Here is a 22606-nt window from a genome sequence, read left to right on the forward strand (position 1 = left end):
GATGACGACAGCCGAGACCGTCCCGTTCCGCTTCTTCGCCCTCCAGGTCGACCGGACGCGGCGGCTCGGCCCGTCGCTCGTCCGCGTCACCTTCACGGGCGTGACCGCCGGGGAGCTGAAGGGCTTCGCCTCGGGCGGCCGCGACCAGTCGCTGTCCCTGTTCCTGCCGCACCCCGGCCAGCCGGAGCCGGTCCTGCCGCCGCTGGACACCGACGACCTGTACGCGGTCCTCGGCGCCTGGCGCGCCATGCCCGACGACGTACGGGCCGTCATGCGCTCGTACTCCGTGCGCGAGCAGCGCCTGACCGAGGACGGGACGACCGAGGTCGACATCGACTTCGCCGTCCACGAGGACGGCGGACCGGCCTGCCGCTGGGCCCAGAACGCCACCGCGGGCGACCGCGTGGTCGTCCTCGGCCCGGCCGTCGCCGACAACACCGGTGTGCGCTTCCGGCTCCCCGAGGACGCCGACGAGGTGCTGATCTGGGGCGACGAGACGGCGCTGCCCGCCGCCTCGTCGATCCTGGAGTCGCTGCCGGCGGGCCTGCGGGCCCAGGTGTGGCTCGAAGTGCCGTACGCGGCGGACCGCCTGGAGCTGGCGACGGAGGCGGACGCGACCGTCACCTGGCTCGTCCGGGAGGAGGGCGCGCCCGGTGCCGTCGAGGCCGTGCGCGCCACCGAGCTGTGGGGCTCCGCGCCGTACGCCTGGATCGCGGGCGAGTCCGGGTCGGTCAAGGCGCTGCGCCGCCACCTGGTGAACGAGCGCGGACTGGACCGCAGGCGCGTGACGTTCGTCGGTTACTGGCGCAAGGGCCTGAGCGAGGACGCCCTGCGCGAGGCGCCGGAGCCGTCCGACGACGAGCCGTCCGGCGACGCGGCGTAACGCAGATCACGTTGTAACTGCCGTGCCCCGTGGGGGGCGAGGGAAGATTGCGCGTTGAACTTAGGTTAGGCTAACCTCAGTTCGAACGTCGCCCCTCGCCCCCCTCTCCATGTCCCGGGGGGCCGACAACCCCCCTGTCCCCGGAAGGACATCGCATGCGCTCGCACCTGCTCAATGACGCGACGGCGGACCAGTACCGGCGCTGTGTCACCGAAGGAGTCGAGCGGGTGGCGACCAAACTCGCCTCCACCCAGCGGCCGTTCACCGGCGTCACCCCGGACGAGCTGGCGCCCCTCGTCGCCGCGGTCGACCTCGACCAGCCGCTCGGCGACGCCTCCGCCGCGCTCGACGAGCTGGAGCAGGTCTACCTGCGCGACGCCGTCTACTTCCACCACCCCCGCTACCTCGGCCACCTCAACTGCCCGGTCGTCATCCCGGCGGTGCTCGGCGAAGCGGTCCTCTCCGCCGTCAACTCCTCGCTGGACACCTGGGACCAGAGCGCGGGCGGCACCCTCATCGAGCGCCGCCTGATCGACTGGACGGCCGGCCGCATCGGCCTGGGCCCCGCCGCCGACGGCATCTTCACCAGCGGCGGTACGCAGTCCAACCTCCAGGCGCTGCTCCTCGCCCGCGAGGAGGCCAAGACGGACGACCTGGCGAAACTGCGGATCTTCACCTCCGAGTGCAGCCACTTCAGCGTCCAGAAGTCCGCCAAACTCCTCGGCCTGTCCCCGCAGGCGGTCGTCGCCGTCCCCACCGACCGCGACAAGCGGATGCAGTCCGTCGCCCTCGCCGCCGAGCTGGAGCTGTGCGCCGCCCAGGGCCTGACGCCGATGGCGATCGTCGCCACCGCCGGCACCACCGACTTCGGCTCCATCGACCCGCTGCCCGAGATCGCCGAACTGGCCGCCCAGTACGGCGCCTGGATGCACGTCGACGCCGCCTACGGCTGCGGTCTGCTGGTCTCCCCCACCCGCCGCGGGCTCCTCGAGGGCATCAAGCGCGCCGACTCCGTCACGGTCGACTACCACAAGTCCTTCTTCCAGCCGGTCAGTTCCTCCGCCGTGCTGGTCCGGGACCGGGCGACGCTCCGCCACGCCACGTACCACGCGGACTACCTCAACCCGCGGCGCACCGTGGAGGAGAGGATCCCCAACCAGGTCGACAAGTCGCTGCAGACCACCCGCCGCTTCGACGCGCTCAAGCTCTGGATGACGCTGCGCGTCATGGGCGCGGACGGCGTCGGGCAGCTCTTCGACGAGGTCTGCGACCTCGCCGCGGCCGGCTGGGACCTGCTCGCCGGCGACCCGCGCTACGACGTCGTCGTCCAGCCCTCCCTGTCCACCCTGGTCTTCCGCTACATCCCGGCCGACGTCACCTCCCCCACGGAGATCGACCGCGCCAACCTGCACGCCCGCAAGGCGCTGTTCGCCTCGGGCGAGGCCGTGGTCGCCGGTACGAAGGTCGACGGCCGCCAGTACCTCAAGTTCACCCTGCTCAACCCTGAGACGACCGTGCACGACATCGCCGCCGTCCTCGACCTGATCGCCGGCCACGCCGAGCAGTACCTTGGAGAGAACCTTGTCCACGCCTCTTGATTTCATCGGTATCGGACTGGGTCCGTTCAACCTCGGCCTCGCCTGCCTGACGGAGCCGATCGACGAGCTGAACGGCCTCTTCCTGGAGTCCAAGCCGGACTTCGAGTGGCACTCGGGAATGTTCCTCGAAGGCGCCCACCTCCAGACGCCGTTCATGTCGGACCTCGTCACCCTCGCCGACCCGACGTCGCCGTACTCCTTCCTCCAGTACCTCAAGGAGAACGGCCGGCTGTACTCGTTCTACATCCGCGAGAACTTCTATCCGCTGCGGACCGAGTACAACGACTACTGCCGCTGGGCCGCCGCCAAGCTGAGCAGCATCCGCTTCGGCACGACCGTGACGACGGTCGAGTTCGACGAGGAGGCGGGTCTGTACGCGGTCGCCACCGAGGGCGGAGAATCGTTCCTGGCCCGCCACCTCGTGCTGGGTACCGGCACCCCGCCGTACATCCCGGACGCCTGCCGGGACCTGGAGGGCGACTTCATCCACAACTCGCGCTACCTCCCCCACAAGGAAGCGCTGCAGAAGAAGAAGTCGATCACCCTCGTCGGCAGCGGCCAGAGCGCGGCGGAGATCTACTACGACCTGCTCGGCGAGATCGACGTCCACGGCTACAAGCTGAACTGGGTCACCCGCTCCCCGCGGTTCTTCCCGCTGGAGTACACCAAGCTCACCCTGGAGATGACCTCCCCGGAGTACATCGACTACTTCCACGCCCTGCCGGAGGCCACCCGCTACCGGCTGGAGACGCAGCAGAAGGGCCTGTTCAAGGGCATCGACGGCGAGCTGATCGACGCGATCTTCGACCTGCTGTACCAGAAGAACATCGCCGGCCCGGTCCCGACCCGCCTGCTCACCAACTCGTCGCTGAACACCGCGACGTACGAGAACGGCACGTACGTCCTCGGCCTGCGCCAGGAGGAGCAGGGCAAGGACTACGAGATCGAGACCGAGGGCCTGATCCTGGCCACCGGCTACAAGTACGTCACGCCCGCGTTCCTGGAGCCGGTGCGCGACCGCATCCGCTGGGACGGCCAGGGCCGCTTCGACGTCGCCCGCAACTACTCCATCGACACCACCGGCCGCGGCATCTTCCTGCAGAACGCCGGCGTGCACACCCACTCGATCACCAGCCCCGACCTGGGCATGGGCGCCTACCGCAACGCGTACATCATCGGCGAACTGCTGGGCTCCGAGTACTACCCCGTCGAGAAGACCATCGCGTTCCAGGAGTTCTCCGTATGAGCACCACCACGACCCGCGCCATCGGGACCTTCGCGTTCCGGCCCCTCGACCCGCTCGCGGACGGCGAACTGGTCCACTCCTGGGTCACCCACCCCAAGGCCGCCTTCTGGCTGATGGGGGACCACTCCGTCGCCGACGTGCAGCGCGAGTACATGGCGATCGCCGCCCACGAGCACCACGACGCCTTCATCGGGCTGCACGACGGCGAGCCGGCCTTCCTGATGGAGCGCTACGACCCCGCGAAGGTCGAGCTGGTCGGCCTGTACCAGGCGCGGCCCGGCGACGTCGGCATGCACTTCCTGGTCGCCCCGACCGACACCCCGCTGCACGGCTTCACGCGCGCCGTCATCACCGCCGTGATGGCCGAGCTGTTCCGCGATCCGGCCACCGAGCGGGTCGTCGTCGAGCCCGACGTCCGCAACGAGGCCGTCCACGCCCTGAACGCGGCCGTCGGTTTCGAGATCGTCGAGCGGATAGCCAAGCCGGAGAAGGACGCGTACCTCAGCGTGTGCACCCGCGAGCAGTTCCTGGCCGCCGTGGGGGCCGCCCGATGAACCGGGCCGACGTCGTGGACCCGGTCGCGCACCTCACGCCCGACCGCTGGGCGCACGCCAACCGCCTCCTGATCCGCAAGGCCCTCGCCGAGTTCGCCCATGAGCGCCTCCTCACGCCCGAGCCCCTCGGGGAGGGCCGCTACCGCGTCCTCAGCGACGACGGCACGACCGAGTACCGCTTCACCGCCGACCGGTACGCCCTCGACCACTGGCAGGTCGACGCCGCGTCCATCAGCCGCCACCAGAGCGGCGAGGAGCTTCCGCTCGACGCGCTGCGGTTCGTCATCGAGCTGCGCGGCTCGCTCGGCCTGAGCGACGAGGTCCTCCCGGTCTACCTGGAGGAGATCTCCTCCACCCTGTCGGGCACGGCGTACAAGTCGGCCAAGCCGCCGGTCCGGGCCTCCGAACTGGCGAAGGCCGACTTCCAGGCCGTCGAGACCGGCATGACCGAGGGCCACCCGTGCTTCGTGGCCAACAACGGCCGTCTCGGCTTCGGCATCGACGAGTACCACGCCTACGCACCGGAGGCCGCGAGCCCTCTCCGGCTCGTCTGGCTGGCCGCCCGGCGCGACCGCACCACCTTCACGGCGGGCGAGGGCATCGAGTACGAGGCGTTCATCCGCGCCGAGCTCGGCGACACGACGGTGGACGGCTTCGCCAAGACCCTGGCCGGCCTGGGCCTGGACTTCGCGGACTACCTCCTCATGCCGGTCCACCCCTGGCAGTGGTGGAACAAGCTGTCCGTCACCTTCGCCGCCGAGATCGCCCAGCGGCGCCTGGTCTTCCTGGGCGAGGGCGACGACCGCTACCTGGCTCAGCAGTCGATCCGTACCTTCTTCAACACCACCGACCCCGCCAAGCACTACGTGAAGACGGCCATCTCCGTCCTCAACATGGGCTTCATGCGGGGCCTGTCCGCCGCCTACATGGAGGCCACGCCCGCCATCAACGACTGGCTGGCGCACCTGATCGACGGCGACGACGTCCTGCGGGCGGCCCGCTTCTCGATCATCCGCGAGCGCGCGGCCGTCGGCTACCGCCACCTCGAGTACGAGGCGGCGACCGACCGGTACTCCCCGTACCGCAAAATGCTCGCCGCGCTGTGGCGCGAGAGCCCGGTACCGACGATCGAGGACGGCCAGCGCCTCGCCACCATGGCGTCGCTGCTGCACACGGACCACGAGGGCGCGTCCTTCGCGGGCGCGCTGATCGCCGAGTCGGGACTGGCCCCCACCGAGTGGCTGCGCCGCTACCTGGACGCGTACCTGCTGCCGATCCTGCACACCTTCTACGCCTACGACCTGGCGTGGATGCCGCACGGCGAGAACGTGATCCTGGTGATCGAGGACGGCACGGTCCAGCGCGCGATCTTCAAGGACATCGCCGAGGAGATCGTGGTGATGGACGCCGACGCGGTGCTGCCGCCGGCCGTCGAGCGCATCCGGGCCGACGTGCCCGAGGACACGAAGCTGCTGTCCGTCTTCACCGACGTCTTCGACTGCTTCTTCCGCTTCCTGGGGGCGACGCTCGCCGCCGAGGGCGTGCTGGACGAGGACGGCTTCTGGCGGACGGTGGCCGAGTGCGTGAAGGCGTACCAGGACGCGAAGCCGGAGCTGGCGGACAAGTTCCGGCAGTACGACATGTTCGCCGGGGAGTTCACGCTGTCCTGCCTCAACCGGCTCCAGCTGCGCAACAACAAGCAGATGGTGGACCTGTCGGACCCGTCGGCCGCGCTCCAGCTGATCGGCACGCTGGAGAACCCGATCGCGCGGTTCGCGTAACACAGGCCGGCCGGCGCCCGGGGGTACGGTCCCCCCGGGCGCCGGCTCGTTGCTACTCCGTGCGCCAGGGCACCTGCGGCGACCGGTGGAAGTCGACGCCCATCGCCTCCAGGCGCGGCCCCTGTCCTGCGAGCCGCTGGCGGTACGTCTCCCAGTCGTGCGCGGCGGCCGGGGACCAGCCCAGCTCCGCGGCGCCGAGCAGCCGCGGGAAGGCCATCCGGTCGATGTGCGCGCTCGACGAGACGGTCTCGGTCCACAGCGGCGCCTCGACCCCCCTGACGGCGCTCGCGGGCACTCCCGGCAGATAGGCGCCCGGGTCCCAGTCGTACGCGCGCCGCACTTCGACGTACCCGGCCCAGGACAGCCCGAGCGGGGTGTCCTTGGTGTACTTCATGTCGAGGTAGAGCCGGTCGGCGGGCGACAGGATCAGCCCCGTGCCGTTCTGCGCCGCCCGCGCCACCTTGGCCTTCTCGGCGTCGCCGGTGCGGTCCAGGCCCCAGTACTGCACGAGCGCGCCCGGGGCGGGGCGGGCGCCGGCGAGCTGGTGCCAGCCGATGACGGTCTTGCCGTACTTCGCGACGACCGGCTGCACCCGGTCCATGAAGGCGACGTAGTCCTCGTGGCTGGTGGAGTGCGCCTCGTCGCCGCCGATGTGGAGGTACCGGCCGGGGGTGAGCGCGGCCAGCTCGCGGATGACGTCGTCGACGAAGTCGTACGTGACGTCCTTGTTCACGCAGAGGCTGCTGAAGCCGACCTGCGTGCCCGTGTAGAGCGGCGGGGCGACGCCGTCGCAGTTCAGCTCCGCGTACGAGGCGAGGGCGGCGTTGGTGTGGCCGGGCATGTCGATCTCGGGCACGACCTCCAGGTGCCGGGAGGCGGCGTACGCGACGATCTCGCGGTACTGGGCCTTGGTGTAGAAACCGCCGGGCCCGCCGCCGACCTGCGTGGAGCCGCCGTACGCGGCCAGGCGCGGCCAGGAGTCGACGGCGATGCGCCACCCCTGGTCGTCGCTGAGGTGCAGGTGCAGCGTGTTGATCTTGTACAGGGCGATCTGGTCGATGTAGCGCTTGACCTGCCCGACGGTGAAGAAGTGCCGGGACACGTCGAGCATCGCGCCGCGGTAGCCGTACCGGGGCGTGTCGGTGACCGTGCCGCCGGCGACCGTCCAGGGCCCGGGCCGGGGGGTGTCGTGCTCCACCGCGGCCGGGAGCTGCTGGCGCAGCGTCTGGACGCCGTGGAAGAGCCCGGCGGGCGTGCGGGCGGTGAGGGTGACGCCCTGGCGGCCGGACTCCATGCGGTAGCCCTCGTCGCCCAGCTCCCGCCCGCGGGCGTCGAGCCGCAGCCGGATGCCGCCGCGGGCCTCGTCCTCGTCGACGACGGGCAGCGGGTAGCCGGTGGAGGGCCGCAGCACGGAGGCGAGGTACGCCCCGACGCGGCGCGCCGCGCGGGAGTCGGCGTCCACCCGGATCGCGGTGCGTGCGGTGAGGGTGTACGGGCTCCCGGAGGGGCGTACGGAGGTGGGCGCGGGCACGATGTCGCCCAGCGGCCGGACGGCCGGCGCGGCGGCGGCCCCGTCCGGCGCGGCCCCGGTTCCGGCGACCCCGGCGGCCAGGACGAGCAGCAGCGAACCGAGGAGGCGGAGGCGGGGGATCGTTCTGTGCTGTCTCACGAGCTGGTCCCTTCGACGGGCATCGCAACTGTGGTGCGGAGCAACCGAACGCTCACCATGGGTACCGTGCGCCTCAGGGCCGGTCAAGGTGTAGACCATTCCTGGGCCCGGGTCCGGGGCCCGGGCCGGACCCCCGGCGCGGATCCCCACCGGCTGCGGCCCGCGCAGTACGGGGCAGCCCGCCCGGCCCGGCGGCGCCGATGCCAGAATCCATGCCATGGCGGAGATCATCCAGAAGGACGGGACCTGGAGTTTCGACGGGGACGTCATCCGAATCGTGCCGGGCACCGACAAGGGTGTCGGGCTGCTGCGCAGGACGCTCGGTGAGATCACCGTGCCGCTGCGGGCGGTGGCCGGGATCTCGTTCGAGGCGGGGAAGAAGTCGGGGCGGCTGCGGCTGCGCCTGCGGGACGGGGTCTGCCCGCTCCTGGCGATCACCGGGGGCCATCTGGAGGACGGCTCCGACCCGTACCGGCTCACCGTGGCGAACGACCGCGCCGGGGTCGCGGAGTACCTCGTGGACGAGGTGCGCAACGCGCTGCTGCTGGAGCAGGTGGACGGCGGGCCCGTCGACGCGTACCTCCTGCCCGGGCCGTCCCTCCCCCTCACCGTCGGCGCGGGGGACGGCACGGCGACCTTCGACGGCGAGCGCATCCGGCTGGAGTGGAACTGGAAGACGGAGGACTCCAAGGCCTCCGGCGGCGCCCGGACCATCGCGCTGGCCGACGTGGACGCCGTCGAGTGGCTGCCGGCCATCGGCCTGGAGAACGGCTACCTGCGCTTCCGGGTGGGCCGGGGCGGCACGTCGGCCGCTCCCCCGGCCCCCAAGTACGACCCGCACGCCGTCGAGCTGTGGGGCTTCCGCAAGGACCCGCTGATGGCGCTGGTGGGCGCGGCGGTGGTCGCCCGGATGCCCCACCCGAACGCGGCGAAGGCCACCGGGGAGCGCGTCCTGGCCCCGGCTCCCGTCCCCGCGCCGGCACAGGCGCCGGACCAGGACGTACTGCTGCGCCGGCTGCGGGAACTGGGCGAGCTGCACCGGGCGGGGATACTGACGGACGAGGAGTTCACGACGGCCAAGCAGGCGGTGCTGCGGCAGCTCTAGGCCGCGCCCCAAGCCGACGATCAGGAGTCGTCTGCCCGATATCGGGCAGAATTCTTGCGAAGCGACCCTCATAGCCCTCAGTATCTACGGGTGCTCGAACGCCGCCCGTCGCATGACGACCTCATCGACCACCTGGTGCGCAGCACCGCGCTCCCGCGCGGTGAGGCCGCCCGGGTGGTGCTCGACGTGCTGGCGTACTTCGACGAGACGACCGAGGAGTTCGTCCGCCGCCGCCATCGCGAGCTGCAGGCCGGCGGCGAGGTGAACTCCACGATCTTCGAGCGCATCGCGGCCGAGCTGCCGCACCGCGCCGTGGCGCCCCCGGAGCTCTCGCTCCGGCAGCTGCGCCGCATCGTCTACGGCTGATCCAGGGCCGGAGAAGGCCGGGCACACCCGCAATCACTCGGAGGGGCAAAACTTTATGTGCGGAATTGTCGGTTACATCGGTAAGCGTGACGTGGCTCCGCTGCTGCTGGAGGGCCTGGCGCGGCTGGAGTACCGCGGGTACGACTCCGCGGGCATGGTGATCACCAGCCCGAAGTCCCCCGGCCTCAAGATGGTCAAGGCCAAGGGCCGCGTCCGCGACCTGGAGGCCCGCGTCCCCAAGCGCTTCACCGGCACCACCGGCATCGCCCACACCCGCTGGGCCACCCACGGCGCCCCCAGCGACATCAACTCGCACCCGCACATGGACCCCGAGAACAAGGTCGCGGTCGTCCACAACGGCATCGTCGACAACGCCGCCGAGCTGCGCGCGAAGCTCGAGGCCGACGGGGTGGTCTTCGCCTCCGAGACCGACACCGAGGTCCTGACCCACCTGATCGCCCGCTCCCAGGCCGACACCCTGGAGGAGAAGGTCCGCGAGGCGCTCAAGGTCGTCGAGGGCACGTACGGCATCGCCGTCATGCACGCCGACTTCAACGACCGCATCGTCGTCGCCCGCAACGGCTCCCCGGTCGTCCTCGGCATCGGCGAGAAGGAGATGCTCGTCGCCTCCGACATCGCCGCGCTGATCGCCCACACCCGCCAGATCGTCACCCTCGACGACGGCGAGATGGCCACCCTCAAGGCCGACGAGTTCCGCACCTACACGACCTCGGGCACGCTGACCACCGCCACGCCCGAGACCGTGGAGTGGGAGGCCGCCTCGTACGACATGGGCGGCCACGACACGTACATGCACAAGGAGATCTCGGAGCAGGCCGACGCGGTGGACCGCGTCCTGCGCGGCCGCATCGACGACAAGTTCTCCACCGTGCACCTCGGCGGCCTGAACCTGGACGCCCGCGAGGCCCGCGGCATCCGCCGCGTGAAGATCCTCGGCTGCGGCACCTCGTACCACGCCGGCCTCATCGGCGCCTCGCTGATCGAGGGCCTGGCCCGCATCCCGGCCGACTCCGAGCCGGCCTCCGAGTTCCGCTACCGCAACCCGGTCGTGGACCCCGACACGCTCTACATCGCCGTCTCGCAGTCGGGTGAGACCTACGACGTGCTGGCCGCGGTGCAGGAGCTCAAGCGGAAGGGCGCCCGCGTGCTGGGCGTCGTCAACGTGGTGGGCTCCGCCATCGCCCGCGAGGCCGACGGCGGCGTGTACGTCCACGCCGGCCCGGAGGTCTGCGTCGTCTCCACCAAGTGCTTCACCAACACGGTCGTCGCCTTCGCGCTCCTCGCGCTCCACCTGGGCCGCATCCGCGACCTGTCGGTCTCCGACGGCAAGCGGATCATCGAGGGCCTGCGCAAGCTGCCGGAGCAGATCCAGGAGATCCTCCAGGGCGAGGAGGACATCAAGAAGCTGGCCGCGGAGTACGCGAACGCCAAGTCGATGATGTTCATCGGCCGCGTCCGGGGCTACCCGGTCGCCCTGGAGGCCTCCCTGAAGCTCAAGGAGATCTCCTACATCCACGCCGAGGCGTACCCGGCCTCCGAGCTCAAGCACGGCCCGCTGGCCCTCATCGAGCCCGCGATGCCGACCGTCGCGATCGTCCCGAACGACTCCCTGCTGGAGAAGAACCGGGCGGCGATGGAGGAGATCAAGGCCCGCAGCGGCAGGATCCTCGCGGTCGCCCACTCCGAGCAGGAGAAGGCCGACCACACGATCATCGTCCCGAAGAACGAGGACGAGCTGGACCCGATCCTGATGGGCATCCCGCTCCAGCTCTTCGCGTACCACACGGCTCTGGCCCTGGGCCGGGACATCGACAAGCCGCGCAACCTGGCGAAGTCGGTCACGGTCGAGTAGTCCTGGGCACCGGACCCCGTTCCGGTCCCCGCACCCGGACGCGGGTGACCCCCGGCGCGTGCCACCGACGCGCCGGGGGTCACCCTTTTCGTACGGCCGGTGCCGCCCTCGCACCGGCCTCGCGGCCGCGTGGCCGCCCCGGAAGGGGAGGCCTCAGCCGGTGGCCGTCACACCCCGGCCCGCGGCGCGCCCGCTGAACGCCGGCCACTTCGCGACCGCCGCCGTCGCGCCGTACCAGGCCGCCAGGCCCGCCACCGCGGCGGTCCAGCCGCCGATCCTGCCGAGCGCGGACACCTCCGCGAAGGCACCGACGCCGGAGAGCAGCAGCGAGAGGAACAGCAGTCCGTACACGCCCTGTTCGAGCACCCCACGGCCCGAGGTCGCGGCCGTGAGGGAGAGCGCGAGCAGCGACCACACCAGCAGGAACAGGCCCGTGGCCTCCGCGGAGGCCCCGCCGCCGGCGGCCGTGCCCCAGGTGAACCAGAAGGCACCGAGCCCCGCGAAGGCCGTGCCGTCGGCGCCGTCGCCCGCGCGCAGCGCGAGCAGGCCGGCCATGAACAGGGCGACTCCGCCGACCCAGGTGGCGAGTGCCGAGGCGTCGGCCGCGCCGACGCCGTCGATCACACCGGTGTTGCCGAGGCCGAAGGCCAGCAGCGTCAGTCCGAGTGCGAGGTGGCCGAGAGTGGAGGTGGTGGTGCTCCCCGCAGAGACGTCGTTGTCCACGGCGGGCTCCCTTCGTGTGCAGGTGTGCTGCCTGTGCTGAGCACTGCGTCCCAGCCACCTGGATATACCCTTCACAAGCGCACGATCCACCTGGGAGGGTCACCGAATCACCGAGGGGGAGAAGGAAGTTGACGCCGCCTCACCAGCGATGACGCCGGGGCAACGCCTTCATCACAGGTCGGCCACGGGAGGACTGGGAGCCGCCGGGAGCGGGTTACGGGATGACGACAACCGGCCGCTGCGCGCGGCGTGCCAGCCGTCCGGCCACCGAGCCGAAGATCCGCCCGACGAGGCCGTGCGTCGAACCGACGACGATGGCGTCGGCCGAGTACTCCCGGCCGACCTCCTCCAGTTCGTGACAGATGTCACCGCCGCGCTCCACGAGGATCCACGGCACCTCGGCCAGGTAGTCCGCGCAGGCCAGCTCCAGACCGAGCACCTCGGTGCGGTGGTCCGGCACGTCGACGAAGACGGGCGGCTCGCAGCCGGCCCAGACGGTGGTGGGCAGCCGGTTGGCCACGTGCACGATGATCAGGCCGGATCCGGACCGCCGGGCCATGCCGATCGCGTAGGCGAGGGCGCGCTCGCTCGAGGTCGAGCCGTCGAAACCGACGACCACTCCGTGCAGGAAGGCGGGATCGCAGGCGTGGCGTGTCTGGTCCGCCGCGAGGGGGTCGACCGTGGAGTCGGCGACCTGCCTGCGGTCCGCGGGTTCAGGGATTTCGTGACCGGCCATCGGAGTCTCGGCGAAGACAGTCCTCGTGAGAAGGAACGGGGGAACAACGGGAGGCGGCGTGTCCGGGAATCATCTTCCCGACCCCATACCCCCAAGGGTACGGCGACACTCCCGCCCCGCCCAGTGCTCGCCGCCCTGCCCACGGCGGTCACAGGCGTTCCAGGGAGCATGCCCGAGCCCGCCCCGTATGGCAATGCCGGTTGTGTCTTACAGGCGTCCCGCGGTCACGTTCCGTGACCACCGGGTGACCTCGCGGGCACGACAGCCGGGGCCGGCGGATCGCGCGGTGACCGGAGCGCGGACCCCTCGTTGGCCACACGGCCGCCGGATCCCCGCCCCCTGGCGAGCCCCTCCGTCCCCCGCCTCCGCCGGTCGCGCCCGGGTGCGCCCGGGCCGGGCGGCCGCACGCCCCAGGAGCTCCTCGTGCCCCTCCCCGCACCGCCGCCCGGCGCCCCGTCCGAGCCCTCCCCCGCCTCGCGGGCCGCGACCGACGTGGTGCGGTGGTCGGCCTTCAGCTGCGCCCTGGTGCCGGTCGTCCTGGTGGCCCACGGGACGTCCGTCGGCGGCGCCGTCGCGACCGCGCTCGGCCTGGCCGCGGTGACCGCCGCCTGCCGGGCTCTGCTGCGGCGCTCGGAGCGGCTCGCCGGGCAGGCGGCCGGGGGTGCGACGGGCGGGCCGCCCCGCGGGCGGCACTGCCGCGCGGCGGGAGGAGCGCACCGCGGGGGCGGCGCCGGGAGCGGAGGCGGAGGCCGTCACGGGGGTCGCTGTACACCCCTGGATTGAGCGGCCGCACACGCGCACCCGTATGTTTTCAGCCAACTTCCGGGATGTGGCCGTTCCTTGCCGAAATGGCCTGCCAACCCCCTTGTCACCAGGCGAGAAAGCACCTTCCCCGTCCGAGGAACCCTATGCGGATGGGCCATGCACGCGAGGCGCACTTCCCTGCGGGCCCCACGAGTGGAACGCTTCGTGATCGAATGCTTCGCGCCAAGTTGCCTTGTCGACATAGTCCCGGATGCGGAACTTGTCACGCCGGCGCCACGGGACGCAGTAGATTCGATCATGACTATCGAAGACTGGGGACTCGTGCAAAACCGAGGGGAAACGTGCAGGAGCGACAGGACCGAGGAGACGCGAACACCGAGGGGGGCTTAGCGTCATGAGCCAGGACTCCGCCGCGCCGGAGAACGGGCGAAAATTGTCCGGACGGCGCCGTCGCGAGGTCGTCGCAGTGCTGCTGTTCAGCGGCGGCCCCATCTTCGAGAGTTCCATTCCGCTCTCCGTGTTCGGGATTGACCGCCAGGACGCAGGAGTGCCCCGCTACAGGCTGCTGGTCTGTGCGGGCGAAGAAGGGCCGCTGCGCACGACCGGGGGACTGGAACTCTCCGCGCCGTACGGCCTGGAGGCCATCAGCAGGGCCGGTACCGTCGTCGTGCCGGCATGGCGGTCGATCACTTCGCCGCCACCGCCCGAGGCGCTCGACGCGCTGCGTCGCGCGCATGAGGAAGGCGCCCGCATCGTCGGGCTGTGCACCGGTGCCTTCGTCCTCGCGGCGGCCGGTTTACTGGACGGCAGACCGGCGACCACGCACTGGATGTACGCGCCGACGCTCGCCAAGCGCTATCCGTCGGTCCACGTGGACCCGCGGGAGCTCTTCGTGGACGACGGCGACGTACTGACGTCCGCGGGGACGGCGGCCGGAATCGATCTCTGTCTGCACATCGTGCGGACGGACCACGGCGCCGAGGCGGCCGGGGCACTCGCCCGGCGGCTCGTCGTACCGCCGCGGCGCAGCGGCGGGCAGGAGCGGTATCTCGACCGCTCGCTGCCCGAGGAGATCGGCGCCGACCCGCTGGCCGAAGTGGTCGCGTGGGCACTGGAGCACCTCCACGAGCAGTTCGACGTGGAGACGCTCGCGGCCCGCGCGTACATGAGCCGGCGGACCTTCGACCGGCGCTTCCGTTCACTGACGGGCTCGGCACCGCTGCAGTGGCTGATCACCCAGCGGGTGCTGCAGGCGCAGCGGCTGCTGGAGACCTCCGACTATTCGGTGGACGAGGTCGCGGGCCGCTGCGGGTTCCGCTCGCCGGTGGCGCTGCGTGGCCACTTCCGGCGCCAGCTGGGCTCGTCGCCGGCCGCTTACCGGGCCGCCTACCGGGCCCGGCGCCCGCAAGGCGACACGGCACCGCCGCCGACGTCGGTCGTGGAGACCGTGTTGCCGCCGGCCAGGCGGCACGCGGCGGCGGCCTCCGCCCCGGCGGGGGCGACGGCGGCCTCCGGGCCGCCGGAGCCGGTCGGCAGACCGGCCTTCCCGGGCCAGCGCAGCGCACCGTGACGATGGGCCGCGGCGGAGGGGGTGCACGACCACACCCCCTCCGGCGCGGCCCATCTAAGGTAGGACGCATGAACGATCGCATGGTGTGGATCGACTGCGAGATGACCGGGCTCTCGCTGACGGACGACGCACTCATCGAGGTGGCCGCACTGGTCACCGACTCGGAACTGAACGTACTCGGTCACGGCGTGGACATCGTGATCCGCCCGCCGGACGCCGCCCTGGAGACCATGCCCGAGGTGGTGCGCCAGATGCACACCGCCTCCGGCCTCCTCGACGAACTCGCCGCCGGCACCACCCTCGCCGATGCCGAGGAGCAGGTCATGGCGTACGTCCGCGAGCACGTGAAGGAGCCCGGCAAGGCTCCCCTCTGCGGAAACTCGGTCTCCACCGACCGCGGCTTCCTGCTGCGCGACATGCCGACCCTGGAGGAGTACCTCCACTACCGGATCGTCGATGTCTCCTCGGTCAAGGAACTGGCCCGCCGCTGGTACCCGAGGGCGTACTTCAACAGTCCGGAGAAGAGCGGCAACCACCGCGCGCTCGCCGACATCCGCGAGTCGATCGCCGAGCTCCGCTACTACCGCGAGGCGATCTTCGTCCCCCAGCCGGGCCCGGACTCCGAGAGGGCCAGGACCATCGCGGCCCGCCACGTCCTGCCCGCGACCCCGCCCGACCCGGCCGCGTAACCCGCGTGCGGGGGCCGTCCACCGGCCCTGCCGACCCACCGCCCGACCCCGCACCGACCCGCCACCCGAAAGGCGGGAGCGAGCACCCTCTCGGACCCTGTACACTTTTTCTCGGCCGGTCGGGAAAAAGACCGGTCGTGGTGGGTATAGCTCAGCTGGTAGAGCACCTGGTTGTGGTCCAGGATGTCGCGGGTTCGAGTCCCGTTACTCACCCTGATCGACGAAGGGCTGACCTGTGGGAACAGGTCAGCCCTTCGTCGTACCCGGCTGTGCACGCCCCCGGCGGGCTTCGCCGCCCCCGCCTTCCGCCGGCCCGGCCCCCCTCCGCGGGTCGCACAGCCGGCGCGACCACGCCCCCGGTGTCAGCGCTGAGCGGTCGTGCTGGCCCCGTCCAGTGCTTCGCGAATGATGTCCGCGTGCCCGGCGTGGTGTGCCGTCTCCCTGAGCAGGTGCAGCAGGATCCGGCGCGCCGTCCAGTGGACGGGCTCCGGCGGTGACCACGGGGTCGTGGGCAGCGGCACGCTGCGGTCCAGGTCGGCGAGGGCCGCCACGGCTTCCTCCGTCGCCCGCGCGGCGGCCCGGTACTCCTCCAGCAGCGCGGCCAGTGTCTCGCCCTCGGCCATGCGGTACTGCCCCAGGTCGAGCATGCCCTCCGGCAGTTCGCCGTCGCCCTTGACCATGATCTGCGTCCAGACCCGCTCGCCGCGGGCGAGGTGCTTGACGATGCCGCCCAGGGTCAGCTCGCTCACCGTCGTGCGCCGCGCGGCCTGCGCGTCGCCGATCCCGGGACGGTGATCAGCAGCAACTCCCGCTGCTCCGCCAGCGCGCGCAGCAGTTCGCCCTTCTCGCCGGAAGGAAAGGAGACATGGTCGTCCGTCGATGTCGTCATGAGCCGACCGTAGAGGTCAACTAGGTCGGAATCTGTCCGCCATGGCACTCAGAGGGAGACGGCGAACGGGCCGGAACGGGCACGGCACCCCGGCGGGGCCCGCACATGTGTGCCGGTGGCACCGAAACCCCGGCACGGCCTCCCGCCAAGCGGTACGTTCCAGCTCCCCACACCCACACGCCAGCACCGAGGGGATCCCGTGAGCCACCAGCATCCGGCGGGCCCACCGCCGTATCCGCCGCAGCAGCCCTACGCGCCCTACCCGCCGCCTCGGCCTCCTCGGAACGGGATGTCCGCCGGCGCCGTCGTCGCCATCGTTCTCGGCAGCGTCTTCGGCGTCCTCGTCCTCATCGGGATGGCCGGTGCCCTTGTCGGCAGCGCCCCGGACGACGGAGCCGCACCCCAGCGGAGGACGCCGCCCACCGCGCCGGCTCCGGAGAAGACCGCCGCTCCCTCCGGGGAACCGGAGGTCGCGCAGGACGCCCCGGTCCGGGTCACCGCGAAGAAGACGCCGTTCACGCCGGGCGTCCTCCACGACGGCGGCACGTACACCAGCGTCTCGGTGACGGTCACCAACAACGGCGGCAAACCGATCGGCATCAATCCGCTGTACTTCAGCATCACCGACACCGTCGGAGGCAAGCACACGGCCGAACTGGGCGTGGACGACCAGCAAATGGACACCGTGGACCTTGCACCGGGGGAGAACATCACCGGCGTCATCACCGGTAAGGGCAGCTTCACACCGCGGTACGTGACGTACGTCGAGGGCTTGTTCGGCGACGGTGTGCGCGGCAACGTGACGTGACCTGGGCGCCGCCGGAGGCCATGCGGGGCGCCCACCAGGCGAGTTCGGCGACGTCCCGGGGACGCGCACGCGGCGGGCCGGTCAAGGCGCCGCCCGCGATGGCCTCTCGGAGGACTGGAGCCAGCGGTAGAACTCCAGCTGCCGGTCGAGGCTGGTCGCCCAGTCCTGCGCACCGGTGGCCGACTTGGGCCTGAGCGGGGGGTACTCGCTGAGCGCGTAAGCGGCGAGGGGGTTCTGGTAGCCGCCGTGGGCGTGGCTGGAGCCGATGCGCCAGGCCCAGCCGCGGAGGCGTCGGTGGCGCCGCCCCAGGCGTAGTACCAGCTCATCAGGTAGTGGGCGCTGTTCTTGCCGGTGCCGGCGCCGATCGGACGAATCACCGCGCGTCCCGGGCGACGGCACCACGGGCGTCCCCGCGCCGTCACCTCACCGGATTTCGAAGAAGGGCGGTTTGCCGTACTCGCTCTCCCGGTTGGCGACGACGAAGCCGGCGCGTCCGGGCAGCAGCTCCATGTCCGCACCGACCGGGATCCTCCTGCCGGTCACGGGCAGCGGCTTGCCGGTCTCCGCGCCGGTGCGCGGGTCGAGGAGCCAGATCTTCGCGTCGTCGTACGAGACGCTGGCCAGCACCGCGACGCGCCCGTCGGGCCGCTCGGCCACGCTGTCGACGGGCTGCGGGATGCGGCGCATCCACAGGCGCCGGCCGTCGGCGAGACGGAACGCCGCCACCCAGTGCGGGCCTGTCTCCCCCGGCACCCCGAGCGCGGTGACGAGGGTGTCGGGCGTGGTGAACAGCGGGCGGGCAGGGCGTACGGCCGTGCTGCCCGGCTCGTCGGCGAAGGGCAGTTTGCCGTCCGGGCCCTCCAGGCGGATGTGCGCTCCCGCGCGTCCCGACGCGTCGAAGGCGAGGACCGCCTTGGTGCCGCGCACGTCCGACTCGGTCAGCCGGATGACGGCGGGCTCGGTCGACAGGATGCTCAGCTCGTCGGCGTCCGTCTCCGTGGGGAGCTTCGTCGCCCACAGCTCCTTGCCGGTCGCCGCGTCGAGGGCGATGAGGCGGTGCGTGGCCGCGTCCTCCAGGATGTCCGGCCGGCACTCCTCGACGAAGAGGGCCCGCGCCGCGGAGGCGTCGACCGCCAGCGCCTCGCAGTCCTCGGCGAGCTTCCGCTTCCAGCGCTGCTTGCCGCCGTCGGCCGCCAGGCCGCGCACCGCCGTGTCCTCGATGACGACGGCGGTGGTGTCGGCGAGGGCGATACGGCCGGTGCGGGCGAAGGGGTACTCGTCCGCCGCGATCGCCTGCTGCCACACCTCCTTGCCGGTGTCGAGGCGTACGGCGGCGACCTTGGCGCACGGCTTGTCGTGCCGGCCGATCCCCACCAGCCCGACGCCGCCGACGGTGCGGACGCTCATGGCGCAGACCTGGTGGCGCGCGGGAGCCGTCCAGGTCCAGCGCTCGTCGCCGTCACGGGTGGCGAAGCCACTGAGCCCGTCGGCCCTGGCCCGTACGACGGTGTCGCCCGCGTGCCAGTTGCCGAGCCCCTCGGTGGTGTCGGGCCGGTCCTCGTCGGCGCGCCAGCCGACGGTGTACACCGGGCCCTCCAGGCTCCGCTGGGCGGCCCGCGCGGGCCACAGCGCCGCCAGGATGCCGGCGACCAGCAGCGCGGACAGCCAGCGCCCGCGGATCGGCGGCGAACCCGCGGCGGCGACGATCAGGGCGACGATGGCCGCGAGGAACCCGACGATACCGAGGCCGGTGGCCCATCCCTCCACCGAGTCGTACCCGGGCAGGCAGCCGTCCGTGCAGTCCCCGCCGCGCTTCCCCATCCGCACGGCGCCCACGATGAACATGACCGCGGAGCCGATCAGGCCCCCGGCTCCGACGACGGCGGCGCCTCTGACCACCTGTAGTGCACGCACCCATGCCCCCCACGGACAAGTGAAAATCGAACGATCGCGTGCGGGAATGTACCGCGCAGTCGATCTCCACCGCTGCCGCTGTTCACGACGGAGACCATGCGCGGATGAGCGAGCACGGCTGTGCGGCGACGGCGCACCAGGCGGACCGGCGCTGTGAAGCCCCCCGTCCCCGGCGTGCCCGGACGCGGTCCTCGCCTTCAGTGCGCGGTTCCAGGGGTACGGACCGATCGTCCACGACGGCGGTACGGCGCTGACCGGCATCTCCTCCGCCCGTGGTGCGGCGGGCGGCTGCCGGCGTCCAGCGGGACCACTGGTGCGGCGGGCTGGAGCCCCGCGGCATCGCCCCCGCTGGCAGGGACGAGGTCCCCCCGGAGTTTCCCGGGCGGCGGATGGCTGCGACCGGTGTCCGTGACCCGCGCACCCGCCGTGACCCGCACACCGCTGCCCCGCCGCACACCGGCACCGTGCCCCTCGCGCCGGTGCGAGCAGCGCCGTCCCGGTGCGAGCAGCGCCGTCCTCCCGGTGGGCCGAGCCCCACCCGGCCCGGCTCCAGCGCCCGTGGGCCGGCTCGCAGGCGCAGGCCGACTCGGAGGGCAGTCCGACTCAATGCAGACCAGCTCAAAGGTGCAGACCGACTCAGAGGTGCAGACCGACTCAGAGGTGCAGACCGACTCGGAGGTGCAGGCCGGCTCCCGGCCGTCAGGCCGAGTCCCGCACCACCAGTTCCGTCGGCAGCACCACCTGGCGCGGCTCCGAGCCCGTGCCGGTGATCTCCTGGAGCAGTACGCGGGCCATGCGGCGGCCCATCTCCTCGATCGGCTGGCGCACGCTGGTGAGTGCCGGGTCCATGTGGCGGGCCACCGCCGAGTCGTCGACGCCGATCAGCGCCACGTCGTCGGGGACGCGGCGCCCCGCGTCCCGCAGCACCGCGCGGGCCCCCGCCGCCATGACGTCCGACGCGGCGAAGACGCCGTCCAGGTCGGGGCGGCGGTCCAGCAGCTCCCGCATGGCGCGGCGGCCGCCCTCCTCGGTGAAGTCCCCGGTGGCGACGAGGCGTTCGTCGGCGGGCAGCCCGGCCGCCTCGATGCCCTGGCGGTACCCGTCGAGCCGGCACTGTGCCACGTACATGTCGAGGGGGCCCGTGATGGTGGCGATCCGGCGGCGGCCGCGCCCGGTGAGGTGGTCGACGGCCGAGCGGCCCGCGCCCACGTTGTCGGAGTCGACGTACGCGGCGGATTCCGCCTCCGTGCGGCGGCCGTTGAGGACGGCGGGCAGCCGCAGCTCCTGCACCACGTCGGGCAGCGGGTCGTCCCCGTGGATGGAGACCAGCAGGACGCCGTCCACGCGCTGCGCGGCGAGGTACTGCTCGAAGCGCTGCCGCTCCTTGCTGGAGCGGATCAGCGTGAGCAGCAACTGCACGTCCGCGTCCAGGAGCTCGGCGCTGACGCCCCGGATGATGTCGAGGAAGTACGGCTCGGCGAACAGCCGCGCCTCGGTCTCCGGGATGACGAGGGCGACGGCGTCGGTGCGGGCGCCGGCGAGGGCGCGGGCGGCGCGGTTGGGGACGTACCCCAGCTCGGCGATGGCCTGGCCGACCGCCTCCTTCGCACGGTCGCTCACCCGGGGCGAGCCGTTGATCACCCGGGACACCGTGCCGCGTCCCACCCCCGCCCGGGCCGCGACCTCCTCCAGCGTGGGCCTGCCGGTCTGCCGTCCGCTCACCGCCATCGGCCTCCCATCGAACGTCGCGCATCGCATGAGGTAGTGACCCAGTCAACCTAGAGGGTGCCTCCTGTACCGCCCGCAGCGGGAGTACCGGTTTCACCCTTACGATCTTGGGAGCGCTCCCACCGTACGGCAAGGGCGTTCCGGGGCGCCAGCCGCGCCTCGCCCGGCCCCCGGCGGGCCGCCACCCGCACCCCGCCGAACCTGCCGCGGACCGCGGGCAATTCGCGTCCATCCCTTGACACCCACCCGCCCAAGCCACATCGTGGGAGCGCTCCCACAGACGACGAGGAGAGTGCAATGCGCGCTTCCAGTACGTCCCGCGGCACGTCCCGCGGCAGCTCCAGCGGCAGACCGCGCCCGGCGGGAGACGGCCCGCTCCCCCGCACGCGCGGCCGCCGCCCCGCGCTCGCCGCCACCGCCGCGCTCGCGGCGTGCGCGGTCCTGCTCACCGGTTGCAGCGACGGCGGCGGCTCCGGTCGGGCCACCGGCGACGAGAAGATCACCCTGCGCATCGGGACCTTCGGCTCCTTCGGCTACGACAACAAGAACGGGGCCAAGCTCTACGCCGAGTACGAGAAGCTCAACCCGCACATCAAGATCGAGGAATCGAACGTCGCGGACGGCCAGAGGTACTGGGACACCCTGAAGCTGCGCCTCTCCCGCAACAGCGGCCTCGCCGACATCCAGGCCATCGAGGTCGGCTACATCGCCGAGGCGATCGGCCCCACCCTGGCGAACAAGTGGGTGGACCTGTCGAAGACCGGCGGCGCCGAGACCTCCGCCTTCCTCGACTGGAAGGTCAAGCAGGCCACGACCGCCGACGGCAGGCTCATCGGCCTCGGCACCGACATCGGCCCGATGGCCGTCTGCTACAACAAGGACCTCTTCGCCAAGGCCGAGCTGCCCACCGACCGCACCGAGGTCGCCAAGCTCTGGGCCGGCGACTGGGCGAAGTTCGTCGCCACCGGCAAGACGTACCAGAAGAACGCCCCGGCGGGCACCGCCTTCCACGACTCCGCCAGCGGTCTGTTCAACGCCGTGCTGTCCAGTCAGCCCCTCCAGTACGCCAACACCGCCGGCGAGCTGGACTACGAGAACAGCCCCGGTGTGAAGAAGGCGTGGGACCTCGCCGTCGAGGCGGCCGAGGGCGGGATCACCGCCAAGCTGCGGCAGTTCGACGAGAAGGGCACCTGGAACGCCGGCTTCAAGAACTCCCGGTTCGCCACCGTCGCCTGCCCGAGCTGGATGACCGGCATCATCAAGGACCAGGCCGGACCGGCCAGCCAGGGCAAGTGGGACATCGCCGCACCGCCGGTCGCGGGCAACTGGGGCGGCTCCTTCCTCGCCGTGCCGAAGGCCGGCAAGCACGCGGAGGAGGCCGCCAAGCTCGCCGCCTGGCTGACCGCGCCCGAGCAGCACGCCAAGGTGTTCGCCGTCAACGGCAACATCCCCTCCACCAAAAACACGCTCGCGTCGGCCGCGGTGCAGAACGCCACGATCCCGTACTTCGGCGACACCCCCGTCGGCAGGATCTACTCCGAGGCCGCGGCCGGCATCACGCCCGCGCCGGTCAGCCGCTACGACGGCCAGGTGAAGACCTTCATCACCGACAACGGCATCCTCGACATCGAGCAGCGCGGCACCTCCCCGGACGCCGCCTGGGAGAACGTCAGGAAGCTGATCGACGACAAGATCGACCAGTAGCGGGG

General features: G+C 71.8%; 20 protein-coding genes, 1 tRNA gene and 2 pseudogenes. 15 read left to right on the plus strand and 8 right to left on the minus strand.

All coding sequences use genetic code 11. The features are described 5' to 3' along the window. The first annotated feature begins 1 nt into the window (after nucleotide 1). The 5 genes from IH00_RS0121810 (at nucleotide 2) to IH00_RS0121830 (ending at nucleotide 6062) form a co-directional block, all read left to right on the plus strand. Entirely contained in the window at nucleotides 2-883 is an 882-nt protein-coding gene (locus IH00_RS0121810) for a siderophore-interacting protein (RefSeq protein WP_031076143.1), read from the plus strand. A 155-nt stretch (nucleotides 884-1038) separates the two neighbouring features. After that, entirely contained in the window at nucleotides 1039-2481 is a 1443-nt protein-coding gene (locus tag IH00_RS0121815; protein ID WP_031076145.1) for a pyridoxal phosphate-dependent decarboxylase family protein, read from the plus strand. Then, nucleotides 2465-3727, plus strand: coding sequence for a lysine N(6)-hydroxylase/L-ornithine N(5)-oxygenase family protein (locus IH00_RS0121820; protein ID WP_031076147.1), 1263 nt, complete (start codon nucleotides 2465-2467; stop codon nucleotides 3725-3727). Before IH00_RS0121815 ends, IH00_RS0121820 begins: the two co-directional genes overlap by 17 nt. Beyond that, on the plus strand, nucleotides 3724-4281 hold the full coding sequence (locus tag IH00_RS0121825) for a GNAT family N-acetyltransferase (protein WP_031076149.1): 558 nt from the start codon (nucleotides 3724-3726) through the stop codon (nucleotides 4279-4281). The genes IH00_RS0121820 and IH00_RS0121825 overlap by 4 nt, the downstream gene beginning before the upstream one ends. Next, nucleotides 4278-6062, plus strand: coding sequence for an IucA/IucC family protein (locus IH00_RS0121830; protein ID WP_031076150.1), 1785 nt, complete (start codon nucleotides 4278-4280; stop codon nucleotides 6060-6062). The genes IH00_RS0121825 and IH00_RS0121830 overlap by 4 nt, the downstream gene beginning before the upstream one ends. Nucleotides 6063-6114: 52 nt before the next feature. Here the strand turns inward: IH00_RS0121830 and IH00_RS0121835 are convergent, their stop codons facing one another. Next, entirely contained in the window at nucleotides 6115-7731 is a 1617-nt protein-coding gene (locus IH00_RS0121835) for a beta-N-acetylhexosaminidase (RefSeq protein WP_031076152.1), read from the minus strand. A gap of 217 nt (nucleotides 7732-7948) precedes the next feature. Between IH00_RS0121835 and IH00_RS0121840 the strand changes: the two genes are divergently transcribed. The 3 genes from IH00_RS0121840 (at nucleotide 7949) to glmS (ending at nucleotide 11075) form a co-directional block, all read left to right on the plus strand. Beyond that, entirely contained in the window at nucleotides 7949-8836 is an 888-nt protein-coding gene (locus tag IH00_RS0121840) for a DUF4429 domain-containing protein (protein WP_031076155.1), read from the plus strand. A gap of 90 nt (nucleotides 8837-8926) precedes the next feature. Next, a complete protein-coding gene (locus IH00_RS0121845) occupies nucleotides 8927-9202 on the plus strand; it encodes a hypothetical protein (protein WP_031076157.1) in 276 nt (91 codons plus the stop codon). Between the two features lie 55 nt (nucleotides 9203-9257). Next, the gene (gene glmS, locus IH00_RS0121850; protein WP_031076159.1) at nucleotides 9258-11075 is read left to right on the plus strand and encodes a glutamine--fructose-6-phosphate transaminase (isomerizing); all 1818 of its coding nucleotides are present in this window, start codon (nucleotides 9258-9260) and stop codon (nucleotides 11073-11075) included. Nucleotides 11076-11228: 153 nt separating this feature from the next. Here the strand turns inward: glmS and IH00_RS0121855 are convergent, their stop codons facing one another. After that, on the minus strand, nucleotides 11229-11798 hold the full coding sequence (locus tag IH00_RS0121855; RefSeq protein ID WP_031076160.1) for a GPR1/FUN34/YaaH family transporter: 570 nt from the start codon (nucleotides 11796-11798) through the stop codon (nucleotides 11229-11231). Between the two features lie 214 nt (nucleotides 11799-12012). After that, entirely contained in the window at nucleotides 12013-12534 is a 522-nt protein-coding gene (locus tag IH00_RS0121860) for a universal stress protein (RefSeq protein WP_031076162.1), read from the minus strand. 423 nt (nucleotides 12535-12957) lie between these two features. Between IH00_RS0121860 and IH00_RS0121865 the strand changes: the two genes are divergently transcribed. The 4 genes from IH00_RS0121865 to IH00_RS0121880 all read left to right on the plus strand — a co-directional run bounded on the left by IH00_RS0121865 (nucleotide 12958) and on the right by IH00_RS0121880 (nucleotide 15771). After that, entirely contained in the window at nucleotides 12958-13317 is a 360-nt protein-coding gene (locus IH00_RS0121865) for a hypothetical protein (RefSeq protein ID WP_031076164.1), read from the plus strand. 376 nt (nucleotides 13318-13693) lie between these two features. Next, nucleotides 13694-14869, plus strand: coding sequence for a helix-turn-helix domain-containing protein (locus tag IH00_RS0121870; RefSeq protein ID WP_031076166.1), 1176 nt, complete (start codon nucleotides 13694-13696; stop codon nucleotides 14867-14869). 68 nt (nucleotides 14870-14937) lie between these two features. Next, nucleotides 14938-15558, plus strand: a complete 621-nt coding sequence (gene orn / locus IH00_RS0121875; protein ID WP_031076168.1) for an oligoribonuclease — start codon at nucleotides 14938-14940, stop codon at nucleotides 15556-15558. A 140-nt stretch (nucleotides 15559-15698) separates the two neighbouring features. Further along, nucleotides 15699-15771 (plus strand) — tRNA-His (locus IH00_RS0121880). Between the two features lie 149 nt (nucleotides 15772-15920). Here IH00_RS0121880 and IH00_RS37580 read toward each other — a convergent pair. Together IH00_RS37580 and IH00_RS45270 are read right to left on the minus strand one after the other, a co-directional pair. Continuing rightward, a complete protein-coding gene (locus tag IH00_RS37580; protein ID WP_324615794.1) occupies nucleotides 15921-16307 on the minus strand; it encodes a mycothiol transferase in 387 nt (128 codons plus the stop codon). Further along, nucleotides 16304-16447, minus strand: coding sequence for a hypothetical protein (locus IH00_RS45270; RefSeq protein ID WP_324615795.1), 144 nt, complete (start codon nucleotides 16445-16447; stop codon nucleotides 16304-16306). Before IH00_RS45270 ends, IH00_RS37580 begins: the two co-directional genes overlap by 4 nt. 289 nt (nucleotides 16448-16736) lie before the next feature. Between IH00_RS45270 and IH00_RS0121890 the strand changes: the two genes are divergently transcribed. After that, a complete protein-coding gene (locus tag IH00_RS0121890) occupies nucleotides 16737-17255 on the plus strand; it encodes a DUF4352 domain-containing protein (protein ID WP_052411551.1) in 519 nt (172 codons plus the stop codon). Between the two features lie 85 nt (nucleotides 17256-17340). Here IH00_RS0121890 and IH00_RS0121895 read toward each other — a convergent pair. Further along, a pseudogene (locus IH00_RS0121895) lies at nucleotides 17341-17614 on the minus strand (glycoside hydrolase family 48 protein); the annotation flags it as partial. 64 nt (nucleotides 17615-17678) lie between these two features. Continuing rightward, complete coding sequence (locus IH00_RS0121900) at nucleotides 17679-19169, minus strand: outer membrane protein assembly factor BamB family protein (protein WP_158827892.1); 1491 nt, start codon at nucleotides 19167-19169, stop codon at nucleotides 17679-17681. Nucleotides 19170-19353: 184 nt separating this feature from the next. On the opposite strand from IH00_RS0121900, the pseudogene IH00_RS45480 reads away from it, so the two are divergent. Beyond that, nucleotides 19354-19581: pseudogene (locus IH00_RS45480) on the plus strand (hypothetical protein); the annotation flags it as partial. 287 nt (nucleotides 19582-19868) lie between these two features. Here the strand turns inward: IH00_RS45480 and IH00_RS0121905 are convergent. Next, nucleotides 19869-20897, minus strand: coding sequence for a LacI family DNA-binding transcriptional regulator (locus tag IH00_RS0121905; RefSeq protein WP_031076172.1), 1029 nt, complete (start codon nucleotides 20895-20897; stop codon nucleotides 19869-19871). Nucleotides 20898-21194: 297 nt separating this feature from the next. Between IH00_RS0121905 and IH00_RS0121910 the strand changes: the two genes are divergently transcribed. Continuing rightward, nucleotides 21195-22601 (plus strand): ABC transporter substrate-binding protein, encoded by a 1407-nt coding sequence (locus IH00_RS0121910; protein ID WP_052411552.1) that lies wholly within the window; start codon nucleotides 21195-21197, stop codon nucleotides 22599-22601. The last annotated feature ends 5 nt before the right edge of the window (nucleotides 22602-22606 follow it).

Source organism: Streptomyces sp. NRRL S-118 (assembly GCF_000716335.1).
Taxonomy (GTDB): Bacteria; Actinomycetota; Actinomycetes; order Streptomycetales; family Streptomycetaceae; genus Streptomyces.